26 protein-coding genes are annotated in these 25,244 nt (G+C 71.6%); 9 read left to right on the top strand and 17 right to left on the bottom strand.

Annotation, left to right across the window (positions count from 1 at the left end):
• Nucleotides 1–45: 45 nt before the first annotated feature.
• On the bottom strand, nucleotides 46–432 hold the full coding sequence (locus tag QEZ54_RS12360; RefSeq protein WP_281304700.1) for a phage holin family protein: 387 nt from the start codon (nucleotides 430–432) through the stop codon (nucleotides 46–48).
• 68 nt (nucleotides 433–500) lie between these two features.
• Between QEZ54_RS12360 and QEZ54_RS12355 the strand changes: the two genes are divergently transcribed.
• Entirely contained in the window at nucleotides 501–704 is a 204-nt protein-coding gene (locus tag QEZ54_RS12355; protein WP_281304699.1) for a hypothetical protein, read from the top strand.
• On the opposite strand, the gene QEZ54_RS12350 is transcribed toward QEZ54_RS12355, so the two are convergent.
• On the bottom strand, nucleotides 695–1,732 hold the full coding sequence (locus QEZ54_RS12350) for an LCP family protein (RefSeq protein WP_281304698.1): 1,038 nt from the start codon (nucleotides 1,730–1,732) through the stop codon (nucleotides 695–697). The genes QEZ54_RS12355 and QEZ54_RS12350 overlap by 10 nt on opposite strands.
• A complete protein-coding gene (locus tag QEZ54_RS12345; protein WP_348650536.1) occupies nucleotides 1,729–2,235 on the bottom strand; it encodes a SigE family RNA polymerase sigma factor in 507 nt (168 codons plus the stop codon). The genes QEZ54_RS12350 and QEZ54_RS12345 overlap by 4 nt, the downstream gene beginning before the upstream one ends.
• A gap of 60 nt (nucleotides 2,236–2,295) precedes the next feature.
• Here QEZ54_RS12345 and QEZ54_RS12340 point away from each other — a divergent pair, with 60 nt between their 5' ends.
• Nucleotides 2,296–3,048, top strand: coding sequence for a VTT domain-containing protein (locus QEZ54_RS12340; RefSeq protein ID WP_281304697.1), 753 nt, complete (start codon nucleotides 2,296–2,298; stop codon nucleotides 3,046–3,048).
• 67 nt (nucleotides 3,049–3,115) lie between these two features.
• Here the strand turns inward: QEZ54_RS12340 and QEZ54_RS12335 are convergent, their stop codons facing one another.
• The 8 genes from QEZ54_RS12335 to QEZ54_RS12300 all read right to left on the bottom strand — a co-directional run bounded on the left by QEZ54_RS12335 (nucleotide 3,116) and on the right by QEZ54_RS12300 (nucleotide 12,433).
• Nucleotides 3,116–4,747, bottom strand: coding sequence for a substrate-binding domain-containing protein (locus tag QEZ54_RS12335; RefSeq protein ID WP_281304696.1), 1,632 nt, complete (start codon nucleotides 4,745–4,747; stop codon nucleotides 3,116–3,118).
• A gap of 348 nt (nucleotides 4,748–5,095) precedes the next feature.
• Complete coding sequence (locus tag QEZ54_RS12330; protein WP_217397374.1) at nucleotides 5,096–5,437, bottom strand: metalloregulator ArsR/SmtB family transcription factor; 342 nt, start codon at nucleotides 5,435–5,437, stop codon at nucleotides 5,096–5,098.
• 92 nt (nucleotides 5,438–5,529) lie between these two features.
• Nucleotides 5,530–6,060: an orotate phosphoribosyltransferase gene (gene pyrE / locus QEZ54_RS12325; protein ID WP_281304695.1), complete on the bottom strand. Its 531-nt coding sequence runs from the start codon at nucleotides 6,058–6,060 to the stop codon at nucleotides 5,530–5,532.
• Between the two features lie 60 nt (nucleotides 6,061–6,120).
• Nucleotides 6,121–6,993: an SDR family oxidoreductase gene (locus QEZ54_RS12320; protein ID WP_281304694.1), complete on the bottom strand. Its 873-nt coding sequence runs from the start codon at nucleotides 6,991–6,993 to the stop codon at nucleotides 6,121–6,123.
• An 11-nt stretch (nucleotides 6,994–7,004) separates the two neighbouring features.
• Nucleotides 7,005–7,685, bottom strand: coding sequence for a hypothetical protein (locus QEZ54_RS12315; protein WP_281304693.1), 681 nt, complete (start codon nucleotides 7,683–7,685; stop codon nucleotides 7,005–7,007).
• 131 nt (nucleotides 7,686–7,816) lie between these two features.
• Nucleotides 7,817–8,455, bottom strand: coding sequence for a hypothetical protein (locus tag QEZ54_RS12310; RefSeq protein ID WP_281304692.1), 639 nt, complete (start codon nucleotides 8,453–8,455; stop codon nucleotides 7,817–7,819).
• A gap of 135 nt (nucleotides 8,456–8,590) precedes the next feature.
• A complete protein-coding gene (gene clpB, locus QEZ54_RS12305; protein ID WP_281304691.1) occupies nucleotides 8,591–11,170 on the bottom strand; it encodes an ATP-dependent chaperone ClpB in 2,580 nt (859 codons plus the stop codon).
• Nucleotides 11,171–11,284: 114 nt separating this feature from the next.
• Nucleotides 11,285–12,433 (bottom strand): hypothetical protein, encoded by a 1,149-nt coding sequence (locus QEZ54_RS12300; protein WP_281304690.1) that lies wholly within the window; start codon nucleotides 12,431–12,433, stop codon nucleotides 11,285–11,287.
• 180 nt (nucleotides 12,434–12,613) lie between these two features.
• Between QEZ54_RS12300 and QEZ54_RS12295 the strand changes: the two genes are divergently transcribed.
• A complete protein-coding gene (locus QEZ54_RS12295; protein WP_281304689.1) occupies nucleotides 12,614–13,045 on the top strand; it encodes a hypothetical protein in 432 nt (143 codons plus the stop codon).
• Nucleotides 13,046–13,138: 93 nt separating this feature from the next.
• Here the strand turns inward: QEZ54_RS12295 and QEZ54_RS12290 are convergent, their stop codons facing one another.
• From QEZ54_RS12290 to dnaK, 5 genes are all read right to left on the bottom strand, one after another.
• Complete coding sequence (locus QEZ54_RS12290; protein WP_281304688.1) at nucleotides 13,139–13,333, bottom strand: antitoxin; 195 nt, start codon at nucleotides 13,331–13,333, stop codon at nucleotides 13,139–13,141.
• 74 nt (nucleotides 13,334–13,407) lie between these two features.
• Nucleotides 13,408–13,815, bottom strand: coding sequence for a helix-turn-helix transcriptional regulator (locus QEZ54_RS12285; RefSeq protein WP_281304892.1), 408 nt, complete (start codon nucleotides 13,813–13,815; stop codon nucleotides 13,408–13,410).
• 5 nt (nucleotides 13,816–13,820) lie between these two features.
• Nucleotides 13,821–14,975, bottom strand: a complete 1,155-nt coding sequence (gene dnaJ, locus QEZ54_RS12280; RefSeq protein WP_281304687.1) for a molecular chaperone DnaJ — start codon at nucleotides 14,973–14,975, stop codon at nucleotides 13,821–13,823.
• Nucleotides 14,976–15,054: 79 nt separating this feature from the next.
• Entirely contained in the window at nucleotides 15,055–15,747 is a 693-nt protein-coding gene (gene grpE / locus QEZ54_RS12275; RefSeq protein ID WP_281304891.1) for a nucleotide exchange factor GrpE, read from the bottom strand.
• A gap of 98 nt (nucleotides 15,748–15,845) precedes the next feature.
• Nucleotides 15,846–17,687: a molecular chaperone DnaK gene (dnaK, locus tag QEZ54_RS12270; protein WP_281304686.1), complete on the bottom strand. Its 1,842-nt coding sequence runs from the start codon at nucleotides 17,685–17,687 to the stop codon at nucleotides 15,846–15,848.
• A gap of 161 nt (nucleotides 17,688–17,848) precedes the next feature.
• Between dnaK and QEZ54_RS12265 the strand changes: the two genes are divergently transcribed.
• Both QEZ54_RS12265 and QEZ54_RS12260 read left to right on the top strand, forming a co-directional pair.
• Nucleotides 17,849–18,538 (top strand): GTPase domain-containing protein, encoded by a 690-nt coding sequence (locus QEZ54_RS12265; protein ID WP_281304685.1) that lies wholly within the window; start codon nucleotides 17,849–17,851, stop codon nucleotides 18,536–18,538.
• Nucleotides 18,535–19,833, top strand: a complete 1,299-nt coding sequence (locus tag QEZ54_RS12260; protein WP_281304684.1) for a hypothetical protein — start codon at nucleotides 18,535–18,537, stop codon at nucleotides 19,831–19,833. The genes QEZ54_RS12265 and QEZ54_RS12260 overlap by 4 nt, the downstream gene beginning before the upstream one ends.
• A 121-nt stretch (nucleotides 19,834–19,954) precedes the next feature.
• Here the strand turns inward: QEZ54_RS12260 and QEZ54_RS12255 are convergent, their stop codons facing one another.
• A complete protein-coding gene (locus tag QEZ54_RS12255; protein WP_281304683.1) occupies nucleotides 19,955–20,809 on the bottom strand; it encodes a hypothetical protein in 855 nt (284 codons plus the stop codon).
• Nucleotides 20,810–21,123: 314 nt separating this feature from the next.
• Here QEZ54_RS12255 and pdhA point away from each other — a divergent pair, with 314 nt between their 5' ends.
• The 4 genes from pdhA to QEZ54_RS12235 are packed head-to-tail and all read left to right on the top strand — an operon-like array spanning nucleotide 21,124 to nucleotide 25,170.
• A complete protein-coding gene (pdhA, locus tag QEZ54_RS12250; RefSeq protein ID WP_281304682.1) occupies nucleotides 21,124–22,266 on the top strand; it encodes a pyruvate dehydrogenase (acetyl-transferring) E1 component subunit alpha in 1,143 nt (380 codons plus the stop codon).
• Between the two features lies 1 nt (nucleotide 22,267).
• Nucleotides 22,268–23,251 (top strand): alpha-ketoacid dehydrogenase subunit beta, encoded by a 984-nt coding sequence (locus tag QEZ54_RS12245; RefSeq protein ID WP_281304681.1) that lies wholly within the window; start codon nucleotides 22,268–22,270, stop codon nucleotides 23,249–23,251.
• 10 nt (nucleotides 23,252–23,261) lie between these two features.
• Nucleotides 23,262–24,650, top strand: a complete 1,389-nt coding sequence (locus QEZ54_RS12240) for a dihydrolipoamide acetyltransferase family protein (protein ID WP_281304680.1) — start codon at nucleotides 23,262–23,264, stop codon at nucleotides 24,648–24,650.
• Nucleotides 24,651–24,669: 19 nt separating this feature from the next.
• On the top strand, nucleotides 24,670–25,170 hold the full coding sequence (locus QEZ54_RS12235) for a flavin reductase family protein (RefSeq protein ID WP_281304679.1): 501 nt from the start codon (nucleotides 24,670–24,672) through the stop codon (nucleotides 25,168–25,170).
• Nucleotides 25,171–25,244: the final 74 nt, after the last annotated feature.

Genomic DNA, 25,244 nt, shown 5'->3' with positions numbered 1-25,244 from the left:
ACTTGACCTGGCGAATTCACCCCTGGTGTCCGGCGCGCGATCGCCTCAGGCGGGCTGCTCGATCCGGTCCGGGACCAGCAGGCTCAGCGCCCAGCTCACCACGGCCATCACGATCGCACCCCAGAACGCGGGCCAGAAGCCCTCGACGTGGAACGGCAGCCGCAGCAGGTTCGACAGCCAGCCGACCAGCATGAACAGCAGCGCGTTGACCAGCAGCGCGAACAGGCCGAGGGTGAGCACGTAGAAGACGCAGCCCAGCACGTGGATGATCGGTTTGAGCACCGCGTTCACCACGCCGAAGATCAGCGCCACGGCGATCAGGGTGAGGACGTTGCGCACGGTCGTCGAGCCGTACACGTCGATGCCCTTCACCACCCAGACGGTGACCGCCAATGCCACGGCATTGATCACCCAACGGATCAGAAACCCCATATGGTCATCTTGTACGCCGATAGCAACATCTGCTGGCGAACCGGCAAGTGCGGTCGTACCGTGAAGCAATGACCGAGAACGCGGCAGGCGTGCCCGAGGCCGACGCGCTCGAGCAGGCCGCCCTGGCCGATCCCCTCGCCGACGAGGACCTCCTCAACGCGCTGCCCGACCAGCCCATCGGAGCGCCGGAGGCGTCGCTGCCCCCGGCCTCGGAGTGGGATCAGGTCGAGCAGCGGGTCGTGGCCGTGCCCGCCGAGGACGACTACGTGTGAAGCAGCCAGTCCGGATGCGTGGCGGCGAAGGACGCCATGCCGTCCTGGCGCAGTGCCGCCAGCAGCTGCGGCCCCACCTGCTCGTCGAGCAGCTCCCGGCCGTGGCCGTCGGCGCGGAAGCCGGGCTGGGTGATGCCGGTGATCTCGGCGCGGTCGACCCGGTTGAGCCGCATCGCCAGGCCCAGCAGGCTCATCCCGCCGGTGTCCAGGCTGACCCCCGGGGTGCCGAGCAGCCGGTGCAGCTTGCCCGCGTCCAGTAGCAGGTTCAGCTCGGCGGCGCGCTGGGCCAGGCCGAGCAGCACCCGCTGGCCGTTGCGGTCGCGGCCGTAGGCGCCGTCGGGCACGCCGTTGCCCCGCTGCCGCAGCAGGTCGGCCGCCTCGGCCCCGGCCAGGTCACGGCAGCCCGCCGGGTAGACGTGCCCGGTGTGGCGCGACTTCACGCTCGCGGGCAGGCACACCGGCACCCCGCCGAGGTCGTCGACGATGCTGCGCACCGAGCTGAGCTTGACCGTCGCGACGGCGTCCACGCGCACGCCGGTGGCCTGCTCGACGGTCCGCCGGGCCAGCGCGACCCCGCCGTACGTGTACGCGGCGTTGAGCCGGTGCCGCCCGTGCTCCGGGATGTCCACCGCCAGGTCGCGCGGCAGCGCCACCAGGTACGCCGCGTGCCCGTCGGCGGGCAGGTGCAGCAGCGCGACGGTGTCGGCGCGCGCGTCGGGCATCACGCCGATCTGGTCGAGCCCGAGCAGGAGCAGGTTGAGCGCGCCGGAGGGCACCGGCTCGGGCGACGGCCGGGCGAAGCCGGTCAGGCCGGTGACCGGGCCGGGCAGCACGTCGGCCCCGCGCCACAGGGTGGCCGGCACCGCGATGACGAGCGCCGCGAGCACCCCGGCCAGGCTGGTCCGGACCGCGGTCCGGCGTCGGCGCCGCCGCCCGGTCTCGGTGTCGATGGCCCGCCGCAGCGGCTCCGGCTCGGGCGCCTGCGCCTCGTGGGCCCGGAACACCGCCCGCAGCTCTTCCTCGATCATCGCATCGCTCCCATGCTGAGCTGCGCCCCGGCCGACTCGCGCAGCCGGGTGAGCGCCTTGGAGATGTAGCCGCGGGCGGTGCCGACGGTGCAGCCGAGCATGTCGGCGATCTCCGCGTCGGCGAGGTCTTCGTAGTAGCGCAGCACCAGCGCGGCGCGCTGCTGGCGAGGCAGCGTGGCCAGCACGGACCAGATCGCGTCGCGCTGGGCGCTGCGCTCGGCCAGGTCGTGCGGCACGGCGACCGTTTCGTCCGGTTCGGCGCGCAGGAACACCCGGCGGAACCAGGAACCGCGGCGCCAGTCCAGGTACTGGTTGATCATCATGCGCTTCACGTAGCGCTCGGGCGACTCGGCCCGCGACACCTTGCGCCAATGCAGCTGCGCCCGCACCATCGTCTCCTGCACCAGGTCCTGCGCGAGATGCTGGTCACCCGTGAGCATGACCGCGTATCGCGACAGCGCGGCCAGCCGGGCGGTGGCGAACTCCTCGTAGGTCACAGTCACCCCCTCGACTCCAAGGACGTGTCCAGGCGTCGGGAACATTGCCCGGTAGTCTTTAGCGGCGTGACCGTAGTCGACACTCTGCAGACCCTGGCCGGGGACCCCCTCGCGTCCGCCACCTTCGACGTGCTTGACCCGACCGACTGGCTGCGCTTGTTCGGCCCGGCCGCGCTGTTCGGGGTGTGCTTCATCCTCTTCGCCGAGACCGGCCTGATGGTCGGCTTCTTCCTCCCGGGCGACTCGCTCCTCTTCGTCGCCGGCATGATCGCCGCCGGCGTGATGACCGAGTACGACCTCTCGCTGCCGATCGGGTGGCTGCTCGTGCTGGGCCCGCTGTGCGCGATCATCGGTGCGCAGCTCGGCCACTGGCTCGGCGCGAAGTACGGCCGCCGCATGTTCAACAAGCCCGACTCCCGCCTGTTCAAGCAGGAGTACGTGGCCAAGGCGGAGCACTACTTCCAGAAGTTCGGCCCCCGCCGCGCCATCGTGCTGGCCCGCTTCATGCCGATCGTGCGCACCTTCATGAACCCGGTCGCGGGCGTGCTCGGCATGCCGGCGCGCCAGTTCCTGCTCTGGAACGTCGTCGGCGCGATCCTGTGGGTGGACGGCATCCTGCTGCTGGGCTACCTGCTGGCCAACCGGATCATCGACCTGATCGGCGGCGCCGACAAGATCGACCGGTACATCATCCCGCTGGTGCTGCTCATCGTCGCGATCTCGCTGATCCCGATCGCCGTCGAGGTCATCCGCGAGCGCCGCGCCAAGCGCCGCGGCGGCGAGACCCCGAACCACGCCGAGAAGGTCTCCGCCCTCTGATCGGAGCGAAAAAAGATCGCCGTCCCGGGCAGGTCCGGGACGGCGATCTTTTTTCGCGGGTACGACCTCAGGCCAGCAGCGCCTTGAGGAAGATGGCCCGCATCTGCTTCGGGTCGCTGACCTGGAACGCGGCGCCACCGGTGGTGGAGGCGATCGCCTGGAGGTCGGACAGCTTCACGTCCGGGCCGAGACCCAGCAGCACCACCCGCACCGGACGGGTCACGTCGGCCAGCTTCTCCAGCTCCTTCTGCATGGCCCGCAGCTGCATCCCGGTGTTGTCCTTGCCATCGGTGAAGATCACCAGCGTGTTGCTGCGCATCGGGTCGTAGCCCTGCACCATCGCCCGGTAGCCGTCGATGATCGCCTTGTACAGCGGGCACGCGTCGGTGAACGTCGGCTGCGCCGTGTTCACGGCGCCGTTGAGCAGGTCCCGCTGCGACTTCGACAGCTTGGCCAGGGGCACCACCGGCTGGTGCCCGGGGCCCGCGAAGGCCCACAGGCCGACCTCGCTGTCGTCGGTGAACAGCTTCAGGCCGTCGGCGGCCGCCGAGCGCATCACCTGCATCCGCGGGGCGGTGTTGCCGTTGCCGGTCATGGTCCGGTTCATCGAGGAGGTCACGTCGACCAGCGCGATGACCCGCGACGGCGTCTTGGCCGCGATCCAGACCGTCAGCACGCTGCGGACCTGGTTCATGTCGGTGAGCGGCTGCACGAACACGCTGGAGGAGGTGACGCCGTGGCCGACCGGGAAACCGGTCGAGGCGGTGCCGTCCGGCTTGCGCAGCCCCCGCTTGGCGAAGATCCCCGCGTAGTCGCCGCTGGTCAGCGCCGCCCGGAACAGGGCCGCCGCGGCCACCACCGGCCGCGGCTGGCGGGCACGCACGGCGTACGGGAAGTCGAGCGTCGGCGCGCCGGCGAGGTTCACGGCCGCCATCGGCGCGGACGGGCCGGTCGCGTTGAAGGCCACCACGGCCTGCTCGCTGACCGGCGCCCCGTTCATGCCCTTCCCGAACTGCTTCCACAGCTCGCCGGTGTCGGCGACCGGCCCGCCGACGCCGCGGAACGCCTGCACCAGCGCGGGCAGGTCGGCTTCCGAGGCGACCACGGCCTGGGCCAGCATCATCGCGCCGACCATCCCGGCGGTGTCGCGGCGCGGCTCGACGACGCCCAGCTTCAGCGCCGAGTGCTCGCCGAAGAGCAGGCCCTTGAGCATGGCCGGGTCGACCCCCTTGGCCAGCTGCGCGGAGAGCTGGCGGGCCGCGGTCTCCGGCACGGCCAGCACGATCGGGCTGGTCGCCAGCGAGGGCGCCTCGGCCTCGAAGATGTCGCGGTCGACCGCGCGCACCCGGCCCAGCCAGTACGACGAGTCGGGGATCCAGACCACGGGCAGGTCGTCGTCCTCGGGGGTCGGCGCGGGCTGGTCGGCCACATCGACCTGCCCGCCGGCCCACGTGCCCAGCGAGTTGGCCAGGTCGTAGGCGGGCTTGGAGATGACGTCGACCCGGACGCAGTCCTGGCCGACGACGGGGTTGGTGGTGGCCCAGCGCGCCGCGATCTCGGTGACGGCGGGGGCGACGGAGGGGTCGGCGGCGACGGTGAGGTTGATACCCCCGCTGCCGCAGCCGTCGGCGTCGGCGCTGACCGACTTGAGCACTACCGTGGCGACACCGCAGAGCGACAGCGCACCGATGATGATCACTGGTATCCGTACGGCGCGGCGCGCGAACAGGCCGCGGCGGCGCGGGGGTGCCTCAGGTTCACCCCAGCCACGACGGATATGACGTCCAGACATGGGTTACTCCCAGTGGATGCGGCGGCGCCGGGCCGGCGGCGGGGGTTACCGCGGCGGCAGCACGCCGAAACTTCGCGTCAGCTTAGAGGTACTGCGGCCTGCTGTAACGTGCTGACGGCAAGTTTGACCGAAGGTAGTCGGCCAGGTGCATTGCGATATATCGACGGTGATTCGGGCATACGCAAAGCGCCGCGGGGCGCACTCTCCGCGATGGAGAGCGCACCTCGCGGCGCGAGCAGGCCGTCGGGCCCAGCGTCAGCGAGCCTTCTTGGTGGCTCGCTTGCGGGGCGGGGTCAGCAGCTCGGCGACCGTGGCGATGGCCGACGGCACCAGGCTGTAGTAGGCCCACACACCACGCTTGTCACGGTTCAGCAGGCCCGCCTCGGTGAGGATGCGCAGGTGGTGGCTGACCGTGGGCTGGGACAGGCCCAGCGGAGCGGTCAGGTCACAGACGCACGCCTCGCCCTCGGGGGCGGACTGGATGAGGCTGAGCAGCCGGAGCCGGGCCGGGTCAGCGAGCGCCTTGAGCACACCGGCGAGTCGCTCGGCGTCGGCACGTTCAATCGGCTCGCCGGCGAGCGGCGAGATCTGAGGCAGCGGGGTTTCCACCAGAGCTGTACCCACGTGTATCTTCCTTCCAAACCAGCATCGATCCACCTACATATTAGCAGGTACGGATCGGAGTTCCGTTAGGCCGACAGGCCAAGGTCCGCCAACGTATAGGCGGCCCGGTACGACAGTCCGGCAGCACGCACCGTATCGCCCGCGCCTCGATCGACAATAACCGCAACACCGATGACCTCGGCACCCGCCTCCCGCAGTGCATCAATCGCGGCGAGAACACTACTGCCTGTAGTCGAAGTGTCCTCGACAGCGAGCACCCGGCGACCGGATACGTCCGGCCCTTCGATACGGCGCTGCAACCCGTGCGCCTTACCCGCCTTGCGCACCACGAAAGCGTCCAGCGGACGCGCCGAGGTGTGCAGCATGGCGGCGGCGACCGGATCCGCACCCAGGGTCAGCCCACCCACCGCGTCGTAATCCCAGTCGGCGGTGAGCTCATTGAGCACCCGCCCGACCAGGGGCGCAGCGGCATGGTGCAGCGTGATCCGGCGCAGGTCCACGTAGTAATCCGCTTCGAGGCCCGAGGAAAGAGTGACCTTTCCTCGCACCACCGCGAGATCAGTGATGAATTTACGCAAGTCGTCGCGGTCGGACATGGGTGGCACACTACCTCCCGATCCTGGGAGCGTGATCCGGGGGTGTACTTGCTGCGGCAACTATCGCCCTTCCGTGTCGCGTCCGGTACGCACCCGGGCACCTCGGGCAAGGCGGCGCAGTAGGCGAGTCGGGCTGTGCCGCATGAAGCTCACCACGACTTTGTACTTCCAGTTCGGCACGCTCACAGTGCGGCCCCGCCGCAGGTCACGCAGCGCGTCCGAGACGACTTCAGGCGCTTGCAGCCACATCCAGTCCGGGGTCTTCGTCATGTTGATACCGGCCCGGTCGTGGAATTCCGTACGCGTGAAACCGGGGCACAGCGCCAACACCCGGACGCCGTGATGCGCCACCGAAAGGGCCACCGATTCACTGAAATTGGTGACCCAAGCCTTACTCGCCGGATAGGTGCTGCCGGGCATCGCCGCGCCGAACCCGGCCACGGATGAGACGTTGATGACATCCCCGCGGCGGCGCGCCACCATTCCCGGCAGCACCGCGAGCGTCAGCCGCATCACCGCCTCGACGTTGACCGCGAGCAGATGCAGTTCCTTCTCCACAGTGGATTGCAGGAACGGTGTGTTCAGCGACAGCCCGGCGTTGTTGACCAGCAGTTCCACCGGCTTCGAGGTGTCCCGCAGACGCGCCTCCACCAGCTCGCATCCGGCCGCGGTGGCCAGATCCGCCGCGATGAAACCGGCCCGGATGCCGTAGGTGCGGGTGAGCGCCTCGGTGAATTCCGCCAGCCGGACCTCGTCCCGGGCCACGAGCACCAGATCCCAGCCGTCGGAGGCCAGGCGCACCGCGAACGCGCGCCCGATCCCAGCGGTGGCGCCGGTGACGACCGCGGTGCGGGGCCCGCCCGCGGCCTGCGGCTCAGGGGCCGGTTCGGCCTCGGTCACGGGCAGCTCGGCGGTGCTGTTGGCGGAGGACATCGGCGCTCACCTCAGGCGTTGGTCGGCGGTGACACGGGAGGGGGCGTGGCGGCCGGCGGCAGCGTCGCGGGCCGGTCCCGGTTGAAGAAGACGTTCGCCGCGGGCAGCGCCAGCAGCACCGCAGTGGCAATGTAGCCCAGCGCCTGCGCCACTGAGGAGACCCCGGTGAGCCCGGCCCACCAAGCCGGGAAGGATTTCAGCAGCGACTGCGCCGCCTGGGCCATCTCCGGGTCGCCGCCCTGCAGCGTGACGTTGTTCGTGCCGAGGCTGGCGGCGCTGGAGAGGCTGCAGCAGGCGACGATGATGCCGAGCCCGCACACCACCCAGGTCAGGATGCGGGCGACCCGGTTGCCCTGCCACACCCCCCAGGCCAGGGCGAACAGCACCAGCGCCACGATGAAGTACAGCAGCGCGGTGCCGATCAGGGTGCCCTTGATGCCGTTGGACAGGCTCAGGACGTTCTGCCCCGAGACGCCTTCCACCGCCGCCCGTACCTTGAACCGGTTGATCACACCGGGGATGGCGGCGAGCTGGATGATGCCCGTGGCCAGGGCCAGCAGGCCGAGCAGGGCGAGGATGGCCGCGGCGATCTGCACGACCAGCGGGCGTACGCGCGACGGGTGGACGTGCGCCGGGTGTGCCGGAGGCACGGGGTTGGCGGGTTGCTCGGGCGTGGGCGCTGCTGTGGACATGGACAAACCCCCGATACCGGCGACCGGACTGCCGCTCCAGATCGGAAATTACCGGCTTCGAGGGTTTTTGGGGCTTGAATGGCGATACCGCGTACACGGGAGGCGGCGCGCGCCTCCCGTGTGCCGCGAGGTCAGACCGTCGGGTAGGTCGGCGGGACCCACTCCGGGGCGGGCTTGCGGAAGAAGCCGTTCGACGGCGGCAGCGCGAGCAGCACCGCCACGGCGATCAGCGCCAGCAGGCCGACCACGGCCAGCACCGTCGACACCGGCGTCACCCAGGCCGGGGTGACCTCGGCGAGCCGGCTGGTGATCTCGGCCTGGTCGATGCCGCTGGTGTTCTGCCCGCTCATGCCGGAGAGCATGCCGTTGGCCCCGGCGCTGGCGATGTTGCAGCCGTAGCAGCAGATGCCCAGGCCGCTGAAGACCCACGCGGTGATCCGGGCCCACTGCTTGCCCTTGCCCGTGAACAGGCCCAGCACCACGAACGTGATCGCGACCAGCACGTAGACGGCGGCGCCGAGGTAGGAGAAGACCGCGACGATGCTGCCGAACGACGACGCCATCTCCGCGTCCGCACCGGCGTCCCGGTAGATGTCCTCGATCAGGCCGGTGGGAATCTGGGTGGCGGCATAGACCTGGATCGCCGCGTTGATCACGAGCAGGGCGGCGACGAGATGGAGCAGCATGGCGGAGACCGTGACCGAGCCGGGCCGCGCGCCGGGCGCGGGCGGGACGGTGTAGCCGCTCGGAGGGGTTGGCGTGTACGACATGCCCGCCACCGTAACGGCCCGCGACCACCCGTGCCTGCTCCCCTGGGCCGATCCCGCCTCCACCCGCAGGATGAGCCCCGATAAGAAGGGCCCCTTCTACCTCGCAATGCGATAAGAAGGGGCCCTTCCTTGCGGTCAGGCGAGGGTGAGCGTGTCGCCGGAGCGGTCGATGCGCACGGTGTCGCCGTCGCGGATCTCGCCGGAGAGCAGCGCCTTGGCCAGCTTGTCGCCGATGGCGGACTGGACCAGGCGGCGCAGCGGACGGGCGCCGTAGATCGGGTCGTAGCCGTGGCCGGCCAGCCACTGGCGGGCGGCGTCGGAGACCTCCAGCGCCAACCGCCGGTCGGCCAGGCGGCGGCGCAGCCGGCCCAGCTGGATGTCGACGATGTAGGTCAGCTCCTCCTGGGTGAGGGCGTGGAAGACCACGATGTCGTCGAGCCGGTTCAGGAACTCCGGCTTGAAGTGGGTGCGGACCACGGCCATCACCGCGTCGCGGCGCTGCTCCTCGCCGAGGGTCGGGTCGGCGATGATGTGCGAGCCGAGGTTCGAGGTCAGGATCAGGATCGCGTTGCGGAAGTCGACCGTGCGGCCCTGGCCGTCGGTGAGGCGGCCGTCGTCGAGCACCTGCAGCAGCACGTCGAAGACGTCCGGGTGCGCCTTCTCCACCTCGTCCAGCAGCACCACCGAGTACGGCCGCCGCCGCACCGCCTCGGTCAGCTGCCCGCCCTCCTCGTACCCGACGTAGCCTGGCGGGGCGCCGACGAGCCGGGCCACGGAGTGCTTCTCGGCGTACTCGCTCATGTCGATGCGGACCATGGCGCGCTCGTCGTCGAAGAGGAACTCGGCCAGCGCCTTGCCCAGCTCGGTCTTGCCGACGCCGGTCGGGCCGAGGAACAGGAACGAGCCGGTGGGGCGGTCCGGGTCGGCCACGCCCGCGCGGGCCCGGCGGACCGCGTCGGAGACCGCGGCGACCGCCTCGGCCTGCCCGATCACCCGGGAGCCCAGCGACTCCTCCATCCGCAGCAGCTTGGCGGTCTCGCCCTCCATCAGGCGCCCGGCCGGGATGCCGGTCCAGGCGGCCACGACCTCGGCGATGTCGTCGGCGCCGACCTCCTCCTTGAGCATGGCGCCGTTGGTCTGCAGCGCGGCCAGCTCGCCCTGGGCGCGCTCGACCTCGCGCTCCAGGCCCGGGATGCGGCCGTAGCGCAGCTCGGAGGCGCGGCCGAGGTCGCCGTCGCGCTCGGCCCGGTCGGCCTGCGTGCGCAGCTCCTCCAGCTGCTCCTTGGCGTCGGAGATGGCCTGGATGTGCTGCTTCTCGTTGCGCCACCGGTCGGACAGGGCGGCCAGGTGCTCGCGCTTGTCGGCCAGCTCGGCGCGCAGCTTCTCCAGCCGCTCGGCCGAGGCCGGGTCGGGCTCCTTGGCCAGCGCCATCTCCTCGATCTCCAGGCGCCGCACCTGCCGCTCGATCTCGTCGACCTCGGTCGGCCGGGAGTCGATCTCCATGCGCAGCCGCGAGGCGGCCTCGTCCACCAGGTCGATCGCCTTGTCGGGCAGGAACCGGTCGGCGATGTACCGGTCGGACAGCGCGGCGGCGGCGACCAGGGCGCCGTCGGTGATGCGCACGCCGTGGTGCACCTCGTAGCGCTCCTTGAGCCCGCGCAGGATGCCGATCGTGTCGGTGACGGTCGGCTCGCCGACCACCACCGGCTGGAAGCGCCGCTCCAGCGCCGGGTCCTTCTCGATGTGCTCGCGGTACTCGTCCAGCGTGGTGGCGCCGACCATGCGCAGCTCGCCGCGGGCCAGCATGGGCTTGAGCATGTTGCCCGCGTCCATCGAGCCCTCGCCCTTGCCCGCGCCGACGACCGTGTGCAGCTCGTCCAGGAACGTGATGACCTGGCCGTCGCTGGACTTGATCTCCTCCAGCACGCTCTTGAGCCGCTCCTCGAACTGGCCCCGGTACTGCGCGCCGGCGACCATCGCGCCGAGGTCCAGGCTGACCAGCTTCTTGTCGCGCAGCGACTCGGGCACGTCGCCGGCCACGATGCGCTGGGCCAGGCCCTCGACGATCGCGGTCTTGCCGACACCGGGCTCGCCGATCAGCACCGGATTGTTCTTGGTACGGCGGCTGAGCACCTGAATCACGCGGCGGATCTCGGCGTCGCGGCCGATCACGGGGTCGACCTTGCCGTCGCGCGCCCGCGCGGTCAGGTCCACGCCGTACTTCTCCAGGGCCTGGTACTGCTGCTCGGGGTCGGGGGTGGTCACCCGGCGGTCGCCGCCGCGGATCTGCGGGAACGCCGCGACCAGCGCCTCCTCGGTGGCCCCGGCCTGCTTGAGGGCGATGCCGACGGCGCCGCCGACCCGGGCCAGTCCGGCGAGCAGGTGCTCGGTGGAGACGTACTCGTCGCCGAGCGGGCGGGCGATCTGCTCGGCCGAGTTGATGGCGTTGACGAGTTCGCGGGCCAGGCTCGGCTCGGCCACCGAGGTGCCGCGGGCGCTGGGCAGCTGCTCGACCGCGCGGGCGGCGGCGCGGCGCACGTCGGCCGGGTTGGCCCCGACGGCGCGCAGCAGGCCCTGGGCGGTGGAGCCGCCGGTGTCCAGCAGGGACAGCAGCAGGTGCCACGGCTCCACGGTGGCGTGGCCGCGCTGCTGGGCGGTGGCCGCGGCGTCGGTGATGACCTCGCGGCTCTTGGTGGTCAGGCGCTGAGTGTCCATACGCTCCCTCTTCGGCGAACAAAGTTGAGCCTAGCGCGCTCAACTTATTGTTGCCAGCGTGGCGGGAGCACATGCCTGGGGTGGCGCCGGTCACCCCGGCGCCACCAGCGCGCATCAACCTCCGGCGATGATCGAGAGCACGCGCCACTCCCGGTTCGCGCCGCTGCCGACGCCGAGCAGGACCCCGCCCGAGCCGCTGGAACCGCGCAGGGTTCCGTCCGGCAGGGTGCTCACCCAGTCCAGCCGGGGCGTGCCCGGCACCCGGACGATTCCGTCCCGCCCCAGGTAGAGCCCGGCCTCCGGGCCGCCGAGGGCCAGCAGCCCGGCCCCGGCCGGGGCCACCGCGTAGGACTGGCTCAGCTGCTCGTCGACGCCGGTGATCGGCACCGGCACCCAGTCCGCGCCGTCCAGGCGCCACACCAGCGGCAGGCCGGTCTGCTTGAGCACCGAGCCGCGCAGCAGCGCGGTGCCGCCGCCGAGGTCCGGCGGCTCCTGGTCGCCGACCAGCCAGGTGTCGCGGCCGTCGGCCGAGACGAGCACCTGCAGCATGAACAGCGGGCGGCCGGGCTGGTCCGGCACGGGCAGGGTCTGCCAGGTGGCGCCGCCGTCCGTGCTGCGTGCGGTGGTCCGGGGCTTGCTCACCAGGTTGGTCACCCAGATCGTGTCGTCGGGGGCGACCCGGGCGGTGCCGGGCGGGAAGCCGCTCGGCACCTTGAGCTGCCGACCGGTGCGGTACTCCAGCAGCACCGCGTCGCCGTTGGCCGGGTACTCCAGTCCGTAGCGGGCCCGGGCGCCCGCGTGGTCGCGGGGCACGGTCGGGGTGGCCGGGCCGTAGGTCAGGCCGCCGTCGGCGGAGGCGCGGTAGCCCTCGGGGTCGGTCCACACGATCACCCGCTGCGGGGTGCTCTCGTACAGCTGGATGTTCTTGGCCCGGTCGACCGGCAGCCGCCGCTGCTGCCAGGACCGGCCGCCGTCGGCGGTGGCCAGCAGGCGCGCGGCGCAGTCGTACCCGTCGGTCTGGCACCAGGTGACCAGGGCGTATCCGTGCTGGGCGTCGCTGAACTCGAACCAGGGGGTGTCGAACCGGTCCGGAATGGCGACCTTGGCGGTGACGTCGACGACGCGGACCGCGCCGGGGGCGGCGGCGACCGGTGGGGAGCCCGACGAGGTGGGACCGGGCGTGGCGGAGCCGGCAGGAGTGCAGGCCGCGGCCGCCGTGAGGACGGCGGCGGCGAGCAGCAGCGCGCGCGGGATGGTGGTCATGCCCAGACGAGTCACCGGGTTCGGGCGCGGTTCCCGTACCGCGTCGTCGACGTAGCGGTGAGTAACAGGTTGATGAAAGTGTCTGCGTGAACCTTCCCTTGACCTGGGCAGGCAGGCTAGCGTGTCGCCGCAGCAGCGCCGCTGGCAATCTGCCGCGCCCTTCACTCACCGGAGGACAAGATGAGCGCTCCCCCGGCTGTCTTCCGCGGTTTCGCCAACCCGGTCGACCCGACTGCGAACGAGCTTCGGACCTGGGCGTACTCGCCTGATTCGGTTCCGCTGAGCTCCCTGCCGCCGGACTGGGACCTGCTGGTCTCCGGCGACCGCCTCGTCGGCACGCTGTTCGACGTGGCCATGGACACCAGCTGCCCGGCCCGCCGCTTCGCCCTGCACTGCCTGTACATCTACGCCGCCGACGCGATCCGCACCGGCTTCAAGGCCCACCCCCGCCGCAAGCTGCGCAAGCTGGTGGAAGAGGCCGAGGAGGAGGGCGACGAGCTGATGGCGACCTGGTCGCACAACACGCGGGTGCTGCTGGCCCGCCCGCACCTGTTCGAGTACCACGACTGGTGCGAGGGCGGTCTGGTGCGGCACTCGCGCCGCCTGCAGTAACACCGGCACAGACGTCGAAGAGCTCCGCTGGGCCACCGCCCGGGGGAGCTCTCCGTACTGCGGCACGAACGATTCCGCATGCCGTCGCAGCAGCTACGACGTCATCTTGTCGATCGCGTCCTTGGCCGTGTCCTGGCCCTTGTCGACCTGGTCCTTGAACTTGCCGCCCGTAGCGTCGTCGACTTTGTCGCCAGCGGAGTCGACGGCGCCCTTGGCCTTGTCACCAAGCTGATCGACCTTGTCATCGGTGATCCCGAGCGCGTCCTTGGCCTTGTCCATAATGCCCATCGGTACCCCCTCCGGGACGTCCGATAAATCGGACTCGTCCCACAACGAGGATACCGGGCTGAGCCCGGCCGGGCTCAGCCTTCCGACGAACGCGGCCGCCACACCACCAGCGCGGTCGAGGTGCGCGTCGACGGCAGCAGCTCGGTGCGCGGGAACGCGGAGATGGTCTCCAGCTGCGCCAGCCGCTGCTGCGCGTACGCCAGCTGCTCCTGCGCCTGGATCAGCTGCTCGCGCAGCTCCAGCGCCATCCGCTCCAGGTCGATGATCCGCTTGACTCCGGCCAGGTTGACGCCGTCCTCCTGGCTCAGCCGCTGGATCTCGCGCAGCAGCTCCACGTCGCGCATGCTGTAGCGCCGGCCGCCGCCCGGCGAGCGGCCCGGCTCGACCAGGCCCATCCGGTCGTACTGCCGCAGCGTCTGCGGGTGCATCCCGGCCAGCTGCGCCGCGACCGAGATCAGGAACACCTTGGCCTGCTCGTCCACGCCGTTCACCTCCGCTCCAGATGGTCGCGCCGCAGCGGCGGAGCCAGCTCCGCGAACCGGAGCAGGGCCTCGCGGGCCTCCTCCGACAGCTGCTGCGGGACCACGATCTCCACGGTAACCAGCAGATCGCCCGTGCCGCCATCACGTTTGGGCACACCGCGCCCGCGTACGCGCAGCAGCCGGCCGCTCGGGGTGCCCGGCGGCACCTTCACCTTGACCATGCCGTCCAACGTGGGCACCCGCACCTCGGCACCCAGCGCCGACTCCGCGTACGTCACCGGGATGGTGACGGTGAGGTCGTCGCCGCTGCGGCCGAACATGTTGTCGGGCCGCACGATCGCCCGCACGTACAGGTCGCCGGGCGGACCGCCGCGCTCGCCCGGCTCGCCGCGCCCGGCCAGCCGGATCCGCTGCCCGTCGGCGACCCCGGCCGGGATCCGCACGGTCAGCGTGCGGGTCTTGGTGACCCCGCCGGTGCCGTGGCACTCGGGGCACTTCTGGTCCACCACCGTGCCCACGCCCTGGCAGTCGCGGCAGGCCTCGGAGAAGCCGAACGCGCCCTGGTTGCGATTGACCACACCGGTGCCGTTGCAGTGCGTGCAGGTGCGCGGCCGAGTGCCGGGCTTGGCGCCGTCGCCGTGGCAGGTCTCGCAGACGCCGAGGGTGCGCAGCGTCAGCGGCTGGGTGGTGCCCTGCACCGCGTCGGCGAAGTCCAGGAAGATCTCGGCCTCGACGTCGCGCCCGCGACCCGGGCCGCGCGGCGCGGTGCCCGCCCCGCCCGAGAAGATCGATCCGAACAGGTCGGAGAAGCTGGCGCCGCCGAACCGCTGGTCGCGGCCGCCGCCCTGGCCGAACAGGTCGGACACGTCGAACTGGTGCTGGCCGCCCGCGCCGCCCCGGGCGCTGCGGCGGAACGCGCCGGACTCGAACAGCGAGCGCATCTCGTCGTACTCACGGCGGCGGTTGTCGTCGGACAGCACGTCGTACGCCTCCGACACCGCCTTGAAGCGCTCCTCCGCGGCGGCGTTTCCGGGATTGTGGTCCGGATGCAGCTCGCGGGCGAGCCTGCGGTAGGCCTTCTTCACCTCGGCGGCGGGGGCGTCCTTCGCCACGCCGAGCACGGCGTAGAAGTCCTTCTCCAGCCAGTCTTTCGAGCTCATCCGTTACCCCCTCCCCAGGTCGTGATCGGAGCCCCCGGCGCCTCCGGAAGAGGAGGGGCGCGGGGGCTCCGTCATGGTGTCACTCCGGCGCGGCTACGGCCACCATCGCGGGGCGGAGCAGGCGCTCGCCCAGCAGGTAGCCCCGGCGCATCACGTCGATGCAGGTCGGCTCGGTCACGTCGGCCGAGGTCAGGTGGGCCACCGCCTCGTGCCGGTTGGGGTCGAAGGCGTCGCCCTTCTCGCCGAACGCGACCAGCCCGAACTTCGCCACCGCCGTGTTGAGCTGGTCGGCCACCGCCCCGAACGGGCCGGACAGGTCACCGTGGTCACGGGCCCGGTCCAGGTCGTCCAGGATCGGCAGCAGCGACGCCAGCACCTGGCCGGTCGCGAGCTCGGCCGAGACCGTGCGGTCGCGCTCCACCCGCTTGCGGTAGTTGGCGTACTCGGCGGTCACCCGCTGCAGGTCCGCGGTGCGCTCCTCGAGCGCGGTACGGACCTGTGCCAGCTCCGCCCCGAGGCCGCCGACCGGCTCGGCCGCGGGCTCAGCCGGTTCGACCAGCTCGCCCTCGACCGGCTCGGCCGCCGCCACCTCCTCGGCCTCCTCGGCCGCGGCGGGCTCGGCCGCCTGGGCGTCGACGGTCTCCGCGGCCTCCGGCCCGTCGCCGGGCACGGCTGCCGCCTCGGGCTGTTCAGGGGTGGTGGCCTGGGCAGGGGCTTCCTGCACGGGGTCGGCCGCCGCCGGGGCGGCCGGGGTCTCCGGCTGCTCGGACATGGTCGCTCCGCTCGGGGTGATCTTGCGCTTGTTCCTGATGACGATGCCCTCGCCCGCGGCCGACTGCTCGTCGGCCGCGGGCGAGTCCTGTGCTCCGGTCACTTCTTGCCCTCGTCGTCGATGATCTCCGCATCGACGACGTCGTCATCGCCGGCCCGCGCGCCGGTCGGCGCGTCGGTGCCCGCACCTGCGGCGTTGCCGGCACCGGCCTGCCCGTACAGGGCGGAGCCGGCCGCCTGCGAGACCTGGGCCAGCTTCTCGTGCGCGGACTTGATGCGCTCGATGTCGCTGCCGGCCAGCGCGCTGCGCAGGTCGGTCAGGGCCTCGTTGATGCTCTCGCGGGCGTCGGCGGGCAGCTTCTCGCCGCTCTCGGCGAGGAACTTCTCCGTCTGCCACTGCAGCGCCTCGGCCACGTTGCGGGTCTCGGCCTCCTCGCGGCGGCGGCGGTCCTCCTCCGCGTGCTCCTCGGCGTCGCGGCGCATCCGCTCGATGTCCTCCTTCGGCAGCGACGAGCCGCCGGTGATGGTCATCGACTGCTCCTTGCCGGTGCCGAGGTCCTTCGCGCTGACGTGCACGATGCCGTTGGCGTCGATGTCGAAGGTGACCTCGATCTTCGGCACGCCGCGCGGGGCGGGCGCGATGCCGGTCAGCTCGAACGTGCCGAGCTTCTTGTTGTACGCCGCCATGTCGCGCTCGCCCTGGAAAACCTGGATGAGCACGGACGGCTGGTTGTCGTCGGCGGTGGTGTACACCTCGGACCGCTTGGTCGGGATGGTGGTGTTGCGCTCGACCAGCTTGTGCATGATGCCGCCCTTGGTCTCGATGCCAAGGCTCAGCGGGGTCACGTCCAGCAGCAGGACGTCCTTGACCTCGCCCTTGAGCACGCCGGCCTGCAGCGCGGCACCGACGGCCACGACCTCGTCCGGGTTGACGCCCTTGTTCGGCTCCTTGCCGGTGAGCTGCTTGACCAGCTCGGTCACGGCGGGCATGCGGGTGGAGCCGCCGACCAGGATCACGTGCTCGATGTCGGCGAGCTTGATGCCCGCGTCGCGGATGGCCGACTCGAACGGGCCCTTGCAGCGGTCCAGCAGGTCCTGGGTCATGCGCTGGAACTCGGCCCGGGTCAGGGTCACGTCCAGGTGCAGCGGGCCCTCGGCGCCGGCGGTGATGTAGGGCAGGTTGATGCCGGTGGTGTTGGCGGCCGACAGCTCGATCTTGGCCTTCTCGGCGGCCTCCTTGAGGCGCTGCATGGCCATCTTGTCGGCGGACAGGTCCACGCCGTACTGCCCGCGGAACGTCTTCACCAGGTGCTCGATGATGCGCTCGTCCCAGTCGTCGCCACCGAGGTGGTTGTCGCCGGAGGTCGACTTGACCTCCACGACGCCGTCGGCGAGCTCCAGCAGGGACACGTCGAAGGTGCCGCCGCCGAGGTCGAAGACCAGGACGGTCTGCTCCTTGCTGCCCTTGTCCAGCCCGTACGCCAGCGCGGCGGCGGTGGGCTCGTTGACGATGCGCAGCACGTTGAAGCCGGCGATCTCACCGGCCTCCTTCGTCGCGGTCCGCTGGGCGTCGTTGAAGTACGCCGGGACGGTGATGACGACGTCGGTGACGGTCTCGCCCAGGTAGGCCTCGGCGTCGCGCTTGAGCTTCTGCAGCACGCGCGCGGAGATCTCCTGCGGCGTGTACTTCTTTCCGTCGATGTCGACGGACCAGTTCGTGCCGACCTCGCGCTTCACCGAGCGGATGGTCCGGTCCGGGTTGGTGACGGCCTGGCGCTTGGCCACCTCACCTACGAGCACCTCACCGTTCTTGGCGAACGCCACGATCGAGGGCGTCGTGCGGGAGCCCTCGGCGTTCGCGATGACGGTGGGTTCGCCACCCTCGAGCACGGCCATACAGGAGTTGGTCGTACCCAGGTCGATGCCGACCGCACGTGCCATGTTCGTGTTCCTCCAAGATCCACACTGCCCGGAGTCAAGTTGAGTCCGGATGGCTCAATACTGACACGGGAGCGCGCAGTGTCAAGCGCGTGGTTGAGTGGGTCACACTCAACTTCGACGCTGTCCTGGTGAGGTGTCCCTTTTCCGCTTAGGCTTCTGCTGTGTATGACCACTCTGCGCCCGCCGGACCGGGCCCCCACGGCCCCCTCCCGAGCGCTGGGGCGGTTGGGCCGCTGCTCGCGATCGTCGGCGGCCCCACCGGTGCGGGCAAGTCGACCCTGGTGAACAGCCTGGTGCGCGCGCCCGTCAGCGCCACCGGCTTCCTGCGCCCCACCACCCGCCGTCCCGTCCTCGTCTGCCATACCCGCAGCTGGGCCAGCGCGCCCCGGCACGACCTGCACCCGATCGCGTCCCCGGCGCTGCCGCCCAACCTCGCGCTGGTGGACGCCCCCGACCTCAACTCCATCGACCAGGGCAGCCGCGAGCTCACCGAGAGCCTGTTCGACCAGGCCGACCTCTGGATCTTCATGACCACCGCGGCCCGGTACGCTGACGCCGAGGCGTGGCGGCACCTGCGCGCCGCGCAGCGCCGCCGGGTCGACCTGGCCGTCGTGCTCAACCGGGTGCCGCACCACTCGGCCGACGAGATCCTGCCGCACCTCACCCAGCTGCTGGGCGAGCCCGTGCCGCTGTTCGTCGTCGCCGAGTCGACGCTGGACAGGCAGGGGATGCTCGCCGAGCGGATCGTCACCCCCATCTGGGAGTTCCTCCACAAGACAGCGAGTGCGAAACTTGCCGAGTCAAGGGTCGGCGCCGGGTCGGCTGAAGAGAGCGTGAGGAGGGATCCGTGACCAGCCCCACCCCCAGCGGTGAGTCCGTCGGCACCAGGCTCGACCGGCTCCAGCAGTTCGTGGACCTGGCCTCGGAGCACCTGCCCGACGAGCCCGCGCTGGCGTACGCGCGAGCCGTGGCCGAGCGGTCGGCCGACCGGCTGCGCCTGCCCACCGCCTTCACCACGATCGCGCTGGCGGGCACCACGGGCAGCGGCAAGTCCAGCATGTTCAACGCGTTCACGACCATCGACCGGTCGCCTGCGGGCATCCTGCGACCCACCACCTCCGAGCCGTACGCCTGCGTGTGGGGCAGCCTCAGCCAGGCCGACGAGCTGCTCGACTGGCTCGGCGTCTCCGCGCGGCGGCGGTTCACCCGCGAGTCGGCGCTGGACGCCAACGACGAGGTCGGCCTGCGCGGCATGATCCTGCTCGACCTGCCGGACGTGGACTCGATGGAGCCCCGGCACCGGGTCGAGGTCGACCGCCTGCTGCACCTGGTCGACGTGGTGGTCTGGATCTGCGACCCGCAGAAGTACGCCGACCAGCTCGTGCACGAGGGCTACCTCCGCCAGCTCGCCAGCCAGCGGTCCGGCCTGGTCGTGGCGCTCAACCAGACCGACCGGCTGCAGCCGGCCCAGCTGCCCAAGGTCGGCGCCGACCTGCGCCAGCTGCTCGACGAGGGCGGCCTCACCGAAGTGCCGCTGGTGGCCACCTCGGCCACCGCCACGGTGCCGGTGCTGCCCGTCACCAAGCACAAGCCGGTCAAGCCGAAGCCCAGCCCGTTCACCACCGAGCAGGCGGCCGGGGGGCACCAGGGCGTGGCGCACCTGCGCGCCGTGCTGGAGCCGATGATCGCCTCGGGCGCCATCGTGCGGGAGTCGATCGACCGCGACCTGAACGTGGCCCTGGCCGACCTGGGCAAGCTGGTCGGCGCCCCGGCAAGCCCGCCGTCGGTGGCGCCGCTGGTGCGCGGCCTCGTGTCGGCGGGGACCGACGCGGCCCGCATCGAGCAGGCGATCCAGGCCTACTCGGCGAGTGCGTCGGTGGGGCTGTCCGGCCCGTGGCCGGAGGCGGTGCGCCGGGCCTCGGTGTCGCGGCTGGCCGAGCTGCCCGCCGCGCTCGGGCAGGCGCTGGCCTCGGCCGACGCGCAGCGCCCCCGCCGGATGTGGCTGCCGGGTGGCAAGAAGCGCGCCGACGCCCGCGGCGAGACGCTGCGCCGAGCCGAGATCGACAAGGTCGCGCTGCGGTACGTCGTGGAGCCGGTGCGGCGCGTGCTGGCGTCGTACGAACGCGCCCGCACCACCCTGTCCTGACCCGCCACACCCCGACCGGGCCAGGCGGGGTTTCAAGATAGTTCAAGTTGCCGGGCAATCGGGCGTATCAGCACCTCGGATACGCCCGATTGCCCGGCAATTCAGTTGACCTTGCGCGGCGTCAGCCGTGCCCGTGGCCGACGTGCCGCGAGTGCGGCCGCTTGACCCTGGGGTGCTTGACCTTCGGCCGTTCGACCTTGAGGTGCCCGGCCCCGGGGTGTTTGACCTTCGGGTGCTTGAGGTGGATCGGGTCACCGGGGGTCCAGGAACCCTGCCCGTGGCCCGGCCGCGAACCCCGACCGTGACCTGGTCCGTGCCCGTGACCGTGGCCCGGGGCGTGACCGTGACCGTGGCCTGGGCCACGGCCGTGACCGTGGCCTGGGCGGGAGCCGGGGCGGTGGTGGGGCGGGCAGTTGCGCGGGCCCGCGTGGTCGCCGCCGGGGCGGCCGACCGGGCCGGTAGGCCGGCCGGGTTTCGCGGGCTTGGCGGGCTTGGCGGGGTGCCAGACCGGGCGCGGCGCGGGCGGCTTGGCCGTACGGCGGCGCTCCAGCACCGGCTCGGCGCCGTTGACCTCGCGCGGCGGCCCCGCCGCGATGACCAGCGGTCCGGCGGGCCGTCCGGTGACCGGATCGGACTGCGGCGCGGGGCGCGTCGGCCGCTGCTGGGGGTACTCCGGCAGCAGCCGCTGCGGCTCGCCGGGGACGGTGAACGCGCGCACCGGCCCGGCCAGGCGGGCGCCGAAGTCGGGGTCGAGCCCGTCCATTCCGGCGCGCAGCACGATCCAGGTGGGCAGCGCGGTCAGCCCGACCATCGCGGCCACGAGCAGCGCGTAGCGGCGGGACGTGAGTGCGGCCCGCCGTCGGCGGCGCGGTGCCGCGGGCGGTGACTCCGGCGGGGCTGGTGGTGCGGCCGTGTTCATGGCCGCCACCTGCGGTGGAGGACCGAAGACACGGTCCAGGAAGCTGTCGTCGGACATCGCTGTGCTCCTCGGGGCACGGGGGGAATTAGCACAGAATGACCGATTGACAGCCATGATCCGGTTATTTGGGGCATTCTCCGGCCCCTGTTTTTCAGCTGCGGGTTGCCAATATCACCTGCCCGGCCTGTGACTGCCGCCACGAATACGGCAGTATGGGGGCCAGGCGGCAGCGTGGCCGTGGTCTCCATGTACCCCGGGCTCGTGAATCTGCCGTAGCCAGGCGTCTTCGCCCCACGAGGAGCGTGACGTGGCGCCGACCGATGCGCGGCAGCACACCCCGCCGCCGACGCACCACTGACAGGGAGACACGGATGACCAGAGTCGAGCGCGCGGCCCCGCGCCGCGGCGGCAAGCGCTCGGGCCCCCCCGAGCCGGAGTTCGTACAGCTCCTCACCCCTGAGGGCGAGCGAGTCGAGCACCCCGAGTACTCCGTCGACTTCACCGATGACGAGCTGCGCGGTCTCTACCGCGACCTGGTCACGGTCCGCAAGCTCGACGCCGAGGCGACCGCGCTGCAGCGCCAGGGTGAGCTCGGCATCTGGGCCAGCCTGCTGGGCCAGGAGGCGGCGCAGGTCGGCTCCGGCCGGGCGCTGCGCCCGCAGGACATGGCCTTCCCGACCTACCGGGAGCACGGCGTCCTCTACTGCCGCAACATCGACCCGATCATGCCGCTGGGCCTGTTCCGGGGCGTGGACCAGGGCGGTTGGGACCCGGTGGCCAACCGGTTCAACACGTACACGATCGTGATCGGCGCGCAGACGCTGCACGCGACCGGCTACGCCATGGGCATCGCCAAGGACGGCAAGGTCGGCGACGACGACGAGACCAGCGAGGCCGTCATCGCCTTCTTCGGCGACGGCGCGACCAGCCAGGGCGACGTCAACGAGGCGTTCATCTTCGGCAGCGTCTACCACGCCCCGATCGTGTTCTTCTGCCAGAACAACCAGTACGCGATCTCCGAGCCGCTGGAGCGCCAGACCCGCATCCCGCTGTACCAGCGCGCGGCCGGCTTCGGCTTCCCCGGCATCCGGGTGGACGGCAACGACGTGCTCGCGACGTACGCGGTGACCCGCGCAGCGCTGGACAACGCGCGCCACGGCCAGGGCCCGACCCTGATCGAGGCATACACGTACCGCATGGGCGCGCACACCACCTCCGACGACCCGACGCGCTACCGCGTGGCCAGCGAGGTCGAGGCGTGGCAGGCCAAGGACCCGGTCATCCGGATGCGCCTGCTGCTGGAGAAGCAGGGCCTGGCCGACGAGGCGTTCTTCGCCCAGGTCGACGAGCGGGCCAAGGTCGAGGCGGTGGCGCTGCGCGAGCGGGTGCTGTCCATGCCCGACCCGGATCCGGCGACCATGTTCGACCACGTCTACCCCAACGGCTCGCCGCTGGTGGACGCGCAGAAGAAGCAGTTCCAGGCCTACCACGCCTCGTTCGAGGGGAGCCACTGACATGGAGACGCTCACCCTTGGCAAGGCCCTCAACCTGGGTCTGCGCCGCGCCATGGAGGACGACAGCAAGGTCCTCATCATGGGCGAGGACGTCGGCAAGCTCGGCGGCGTCTTCCGCATCACCGACGGCCTGCAGAAGGACTTCGGCGACGAGCGGGTCATCGACACGCCGCTGGCCGAGGCCGGCATCGTGGGTACGGCGATCGGCCTGGCCCTGCGCGGCTACCGCCCCGTCGTGGAGATCCAGTTCGACGGCTTCGTCTACCCGGCGTACGACCAGATCGTCTGCCAGGTGGCCAAGCTGCACTACCGGTCCCAGGGCAAGGTCAAGCTGCCCATGGTCATCCGGATCCCGTTCGGCGGCGGCATCGGCGCGGTCGAGCACCACTCCGAGTCGCCCGAGGCGTACTTCGCGCACACCGCCGGCCTCAAGGTCGTGGCGTGCAGCAACCCGTCCGACGCGTACTGGATGATCCAGCAGGCCGTGGCCAGCGACGACCCGATCGTCTTCTTCGAGCCCAAGCGGCGCTACTGGGAGAAGGGCGAGGTGGACACCTCGGCGACGCTGTCGTCGGCGTTCCCGCTGCACGCCTCCCGCGTGGTGCGCCCGGGCACCGACGCCACCGTGCTCGCGTACGGCCCGATGGTCCGCACCGCCCTGGACGCCGCCACCGCGGCGGCCGAGGACGGCCGCAACCTGGAGGTCATCGACCTGCGCTCGCTGTCCCCGCTGGACATGGCCCCGGTATACGACTCGGTCCGCCGGACCGGCCGCGCCGTGGTCGTGCACGAGGCGGCGGGCAACCTGGGCATGGGCGCCGAGCTCGCGGCCCGCATCTCCGAGGAGTGCTTCTACTCCCTGGAGGCTCCGGTGCTGCGGGTGACCGGCTACGACATCCCCTACCCGGCCTCCCGGGTGGAGGAGGAGTTCCTGCCTGACCTGGACCGCGTGCTCGACGCCGTCGACCGCTCGTTCGGCTGGTGAGGGGGCGCTCATGGCTGTCAACCAGTTCCCGCTGCCCGACCTCGGTGAGGGTCTGACCGAGGGCGAGATCCTCAAGTGGCTCGTCGCCGAGGGCGACGTCATCGAGCTGAACCAGCCCATCGTCGAGGTGGAGACCGCCAAGGCCGCGGTCGAGATCCCGGCGAAGTGGGCCGGCACGGTCGTGAAGATCTTCCACCCCGAGGGTGCCGTGGTGGAGGTCGGTTCGCCGATCATCTCCATCGACACCGGCGGCCCGTCGGCCCCGGCCGACGACATGAGCCAGGGCGCGGCCGCCAAGGCCGAGGAGGTCGCCACCGGCGGCCTGATCGGCGAGACGACCGCCAGCGGACGTACCGCGGTGCTGGTCGGGTACGGTCCGCGCAGCGGTCCGGCCACCCGCCGGGCCCGCAAGACCGACGCCCCGGCGCCCGCCCCGGCGGCCGCGGCTCCGGTCGCGCCCGCCCCGGCTCCGGTCGCCCCGAAGCCCGCCCCGGCGGCCCCGGCCCCGGTCAACGGCGTGCACAAGGCCGGTGGCGTGCTGGCCAAGCCGCCGGTGCGGATGCTGGCCCGCCAGCTCGGCGTCGACCTGGCCACGATCACGGGCACCGGGCCGCAGGGCTCGATCACCCGCGACGACGTGCAGTCCGCGCAGTCGGCTCCCGCGCTGGTCGCGGCCGTGCCGTCGGTGCCGGGTGCGCGCGAGACCCGGATCCCGATCAAGGGGGTACGGAAGCTGACCGCGGCCAACATGGTCGCCTCGGCCTTCACCGCCCCCCACGTGACCGAGTTCCTCACGGTCGACATGACCCGGTCGATGAAGGCGCTGGAGCGGCTCAAGGCCGACCGCGAGTGGCGTGACGTCCGCGTCTCGCCGCTGCTGCTGGTCGCGAAGGCCGTGCTGCTGGCCGCGAAGCGGCACCCGATGGTCAACTCGACCTGGGACGAGGCGGCGCAGGAGATCGTGGTCAAGGACTACGTGAACCTGGGCATCGCAGCGGCGACCGAGCGCGGCCTGATCGTGCCGAACATCGCCGACGCGGGCCGGCTGTCCCTACGCGAGCTCGCCGAGGCGATGACCGACCTGGTCAACGTGGCGAAGTCGGGCAAGACGCCGCCGTCGGCGATGACCGGCGGCACGTTCACCGTCACGAACGTGGGCGTCTTCGGCGTCGACACCGGCACGCCGATCCTGCCCCCGGGCGAGACGGCGATCCTGGCCTTCGGCGTCGTACGGGAGCAGCCGTGGGCGCACAAGGGCAAGGTGAAGCTGCGCCAGATCACCACGCTGGGGCTGTCCTTCGACCACCGCATCGTCGACGGCGAGCTGGGCTCGAAGTTCCTGCGGGACATCGGCGCCTTCCTCACCGACCCCGAGGCGGCCATGCTGGCCTGGACCTGAGCGGTCACCGGCGAGCCAAGTGATCCACGACAGTGATCCGTTCGCGACCCCGGAGTCGGCGCGCAACCCTGTGCGCCGGCTCCGGGGTCGCTTCGCGATGACCGTGAGCCTGTGGACGGCGCCCGGCCCGGCCGGGCTGACGGTGTCGTCCAGCCTGGTCGCGGACGGGGAGCCGGGCCGCCTGCTCGGCCTGGTCGACGACGAGTCGGAGCTGTGGCCCGCGATCGAGGCCGCGGGCGTGTTCGCGGTGACGCCGCTGGGACCCGCGAACCGGCAGCTGGCCGACCGGTTCGCCGGGCTGATGCCGGCGCCCGGCGGCCTGTTCCGGCAGGAGCCCTGGCAGGAGACGGCGTACGGGCCGGTCCCGGCGGGGTCGGCGACCTGGGTCGGGTGCCGGCTGGACGGGGCCCGGCCGTTCGGGTGGGGGCTGCTGGTGGAGGCGACGCTGGTCGAGATCACGCTCGGCCCGGCCGACCCGCCGCTGCTGCACCACCGTGGCAGGTACGCGACACTGTCGTGAATTCTGCTCACGATCAACATCGGGGCAAAACCCGCGCGTACCGCCGCTGAGCTGGGCACGCCACAGGCCGCTGC

Source organism: Catellatospora sp. KI3 (assembly GCF_029948125.1).
GTDB lineage: Bacteria > Actinomycetota > Actinomycetes > Mycobacteriales > Micromonosporaceae > Catellatospora.
Note: the sequence above shows the minus strand (reverse complement) of the source record. Positions and strands in the feature narration are given on the sequence as shown.

Excerpts from the sequence above, each read along its gene's own strand:
- QEZ54_RS12360 (WP_281304700.1), bottom strand. The coding sequence starts at position 432 with ATGGGGTTTCTGATCCGTTGGGTGATCAATGCCGTGGCATTGGCGGTC.
- QEZ54_RS12355 (WP_281304699.1), top strand. The coding sequence starts at position 501 with ATGACCGAGAACGCGGCAGGCGTGCCCGAGGCCGACGCGCTCGAGCAG.
- QEZ54_RS12350 (WP_281304698.1), bottom strand. The coding sequence starts at position 1,732 with ATGATCGAGGAAGAGCTGCGGGCGGTGTTCCGGGCCCACGAGGCGCAG.
- pyrE (WP_281304695.1), bottom strand. The coding sequence starts at position 6,060 with ATGTCCGACCGCGACGACTTGCGTAAATTCATCACTGATCTCGCGGTG.
- QEZ54_RS12320 (WP_281304694.1), bottom strand. The coding sequence starts at position 6,993 with ATGTCCTCCGCCAACAGCACCGCCGAGCTGCCCGTGACCGAGGCCGAA.
- QEZ54_RS12315 (WP_281304693.1), bottom strand. The coding sequence starts at position 7,685 with ATGTCCACAGCAGCGCCCACGCCCGAGCAACCCGCCAACCCCGTGCCT.
- QEZ54_RS12310 (WP_281304692.1), bottom strand. The coding sequence starts at position 8,455 with ATGTCGTACACGCCAACCCCTCCGAGCGGCTACACCGTCCCGCCCGCG.
- clpB (WP_281304691.1), bottom strand. The coding sequence starts at position 11,170 with ATGGACACTCAGCGCCTGACCACCAAGAGCCGCGAGGTCATCACCGAC.
- QEZ54_RS12300 (WP_281304690.1), bottom strand. The coding sequence starts at position 12,433 with ATGACCACCATCCCGCGCGCGCTGCTGCTCGCCGCCGCCGTCCTCACG.
- QEZ54_RS12295 (WP_281304689.1), top strand. The coding sequence starts at position 12,614 with ATGAGCGCTCCCCCGGCTGTCTTCCGCGGTTTCGCCAACCCGGTCGAC.
- QEZ54_RS12290 (WP_281304688.1), bottom strand. The coding sequence starts at position 13,333 with ATGGGCATTATGGACAAGGCCAAGGACGCGCTCGGGATCACCGATGAC.
- dnaJ (WP_281304687.1), bottom strand. The coding sequence starts at position 14,975 with ATGAGCTCGAAAGACTGGCTGGAGAAGGACTTCTACGCCGTGCTCGGC.
- grpE (WP_281304891.1), bottom strand. The coding sequence starts at position 15,747 with ATGTCCGAGCAGCCGGAGACCCCGGCCGCCCCGGCGGCGGCCGACCCC.
- dnaK (WP_281304686.1), bottom strand. The coding sequence starts at position 17,687 with ATGGCACGTGCGGTCGGCATCGACCTGGGTACGACCAACTCCTGTATG.
- QEZ54_RS12255 (WP_281304683.1), bottom strand. The coding sequence starts at position 20,809 with ATGTCCGACGACAGCTTCCTGGACCGTGTCTTCGGTCCTCCACCGCAG.
- pdhA (WP_281304682.1), top strand. The coding sequence starts at position 21,124 with ATGACCAGAGTCGAGCGCGCGGCCCCGCGCCGCGGCGGCAAGCGCTCG.
- QEZ54_RS12245 (WP_281304681.1), top strand. The coding sequence starts at position 22,268 with ATGGAGACGCTCACCCTTGGCAAGGCCCTCAACCTGGGTCTGCGCCGC.
- QEZ54_RS12240 (WP_281304680.1), top strand. The coding sequence starts at position 23,262 with ATGGCTGTCAACCAGTTCCCGCTGCCCGACCTCGGTGAGGGTCTGACC.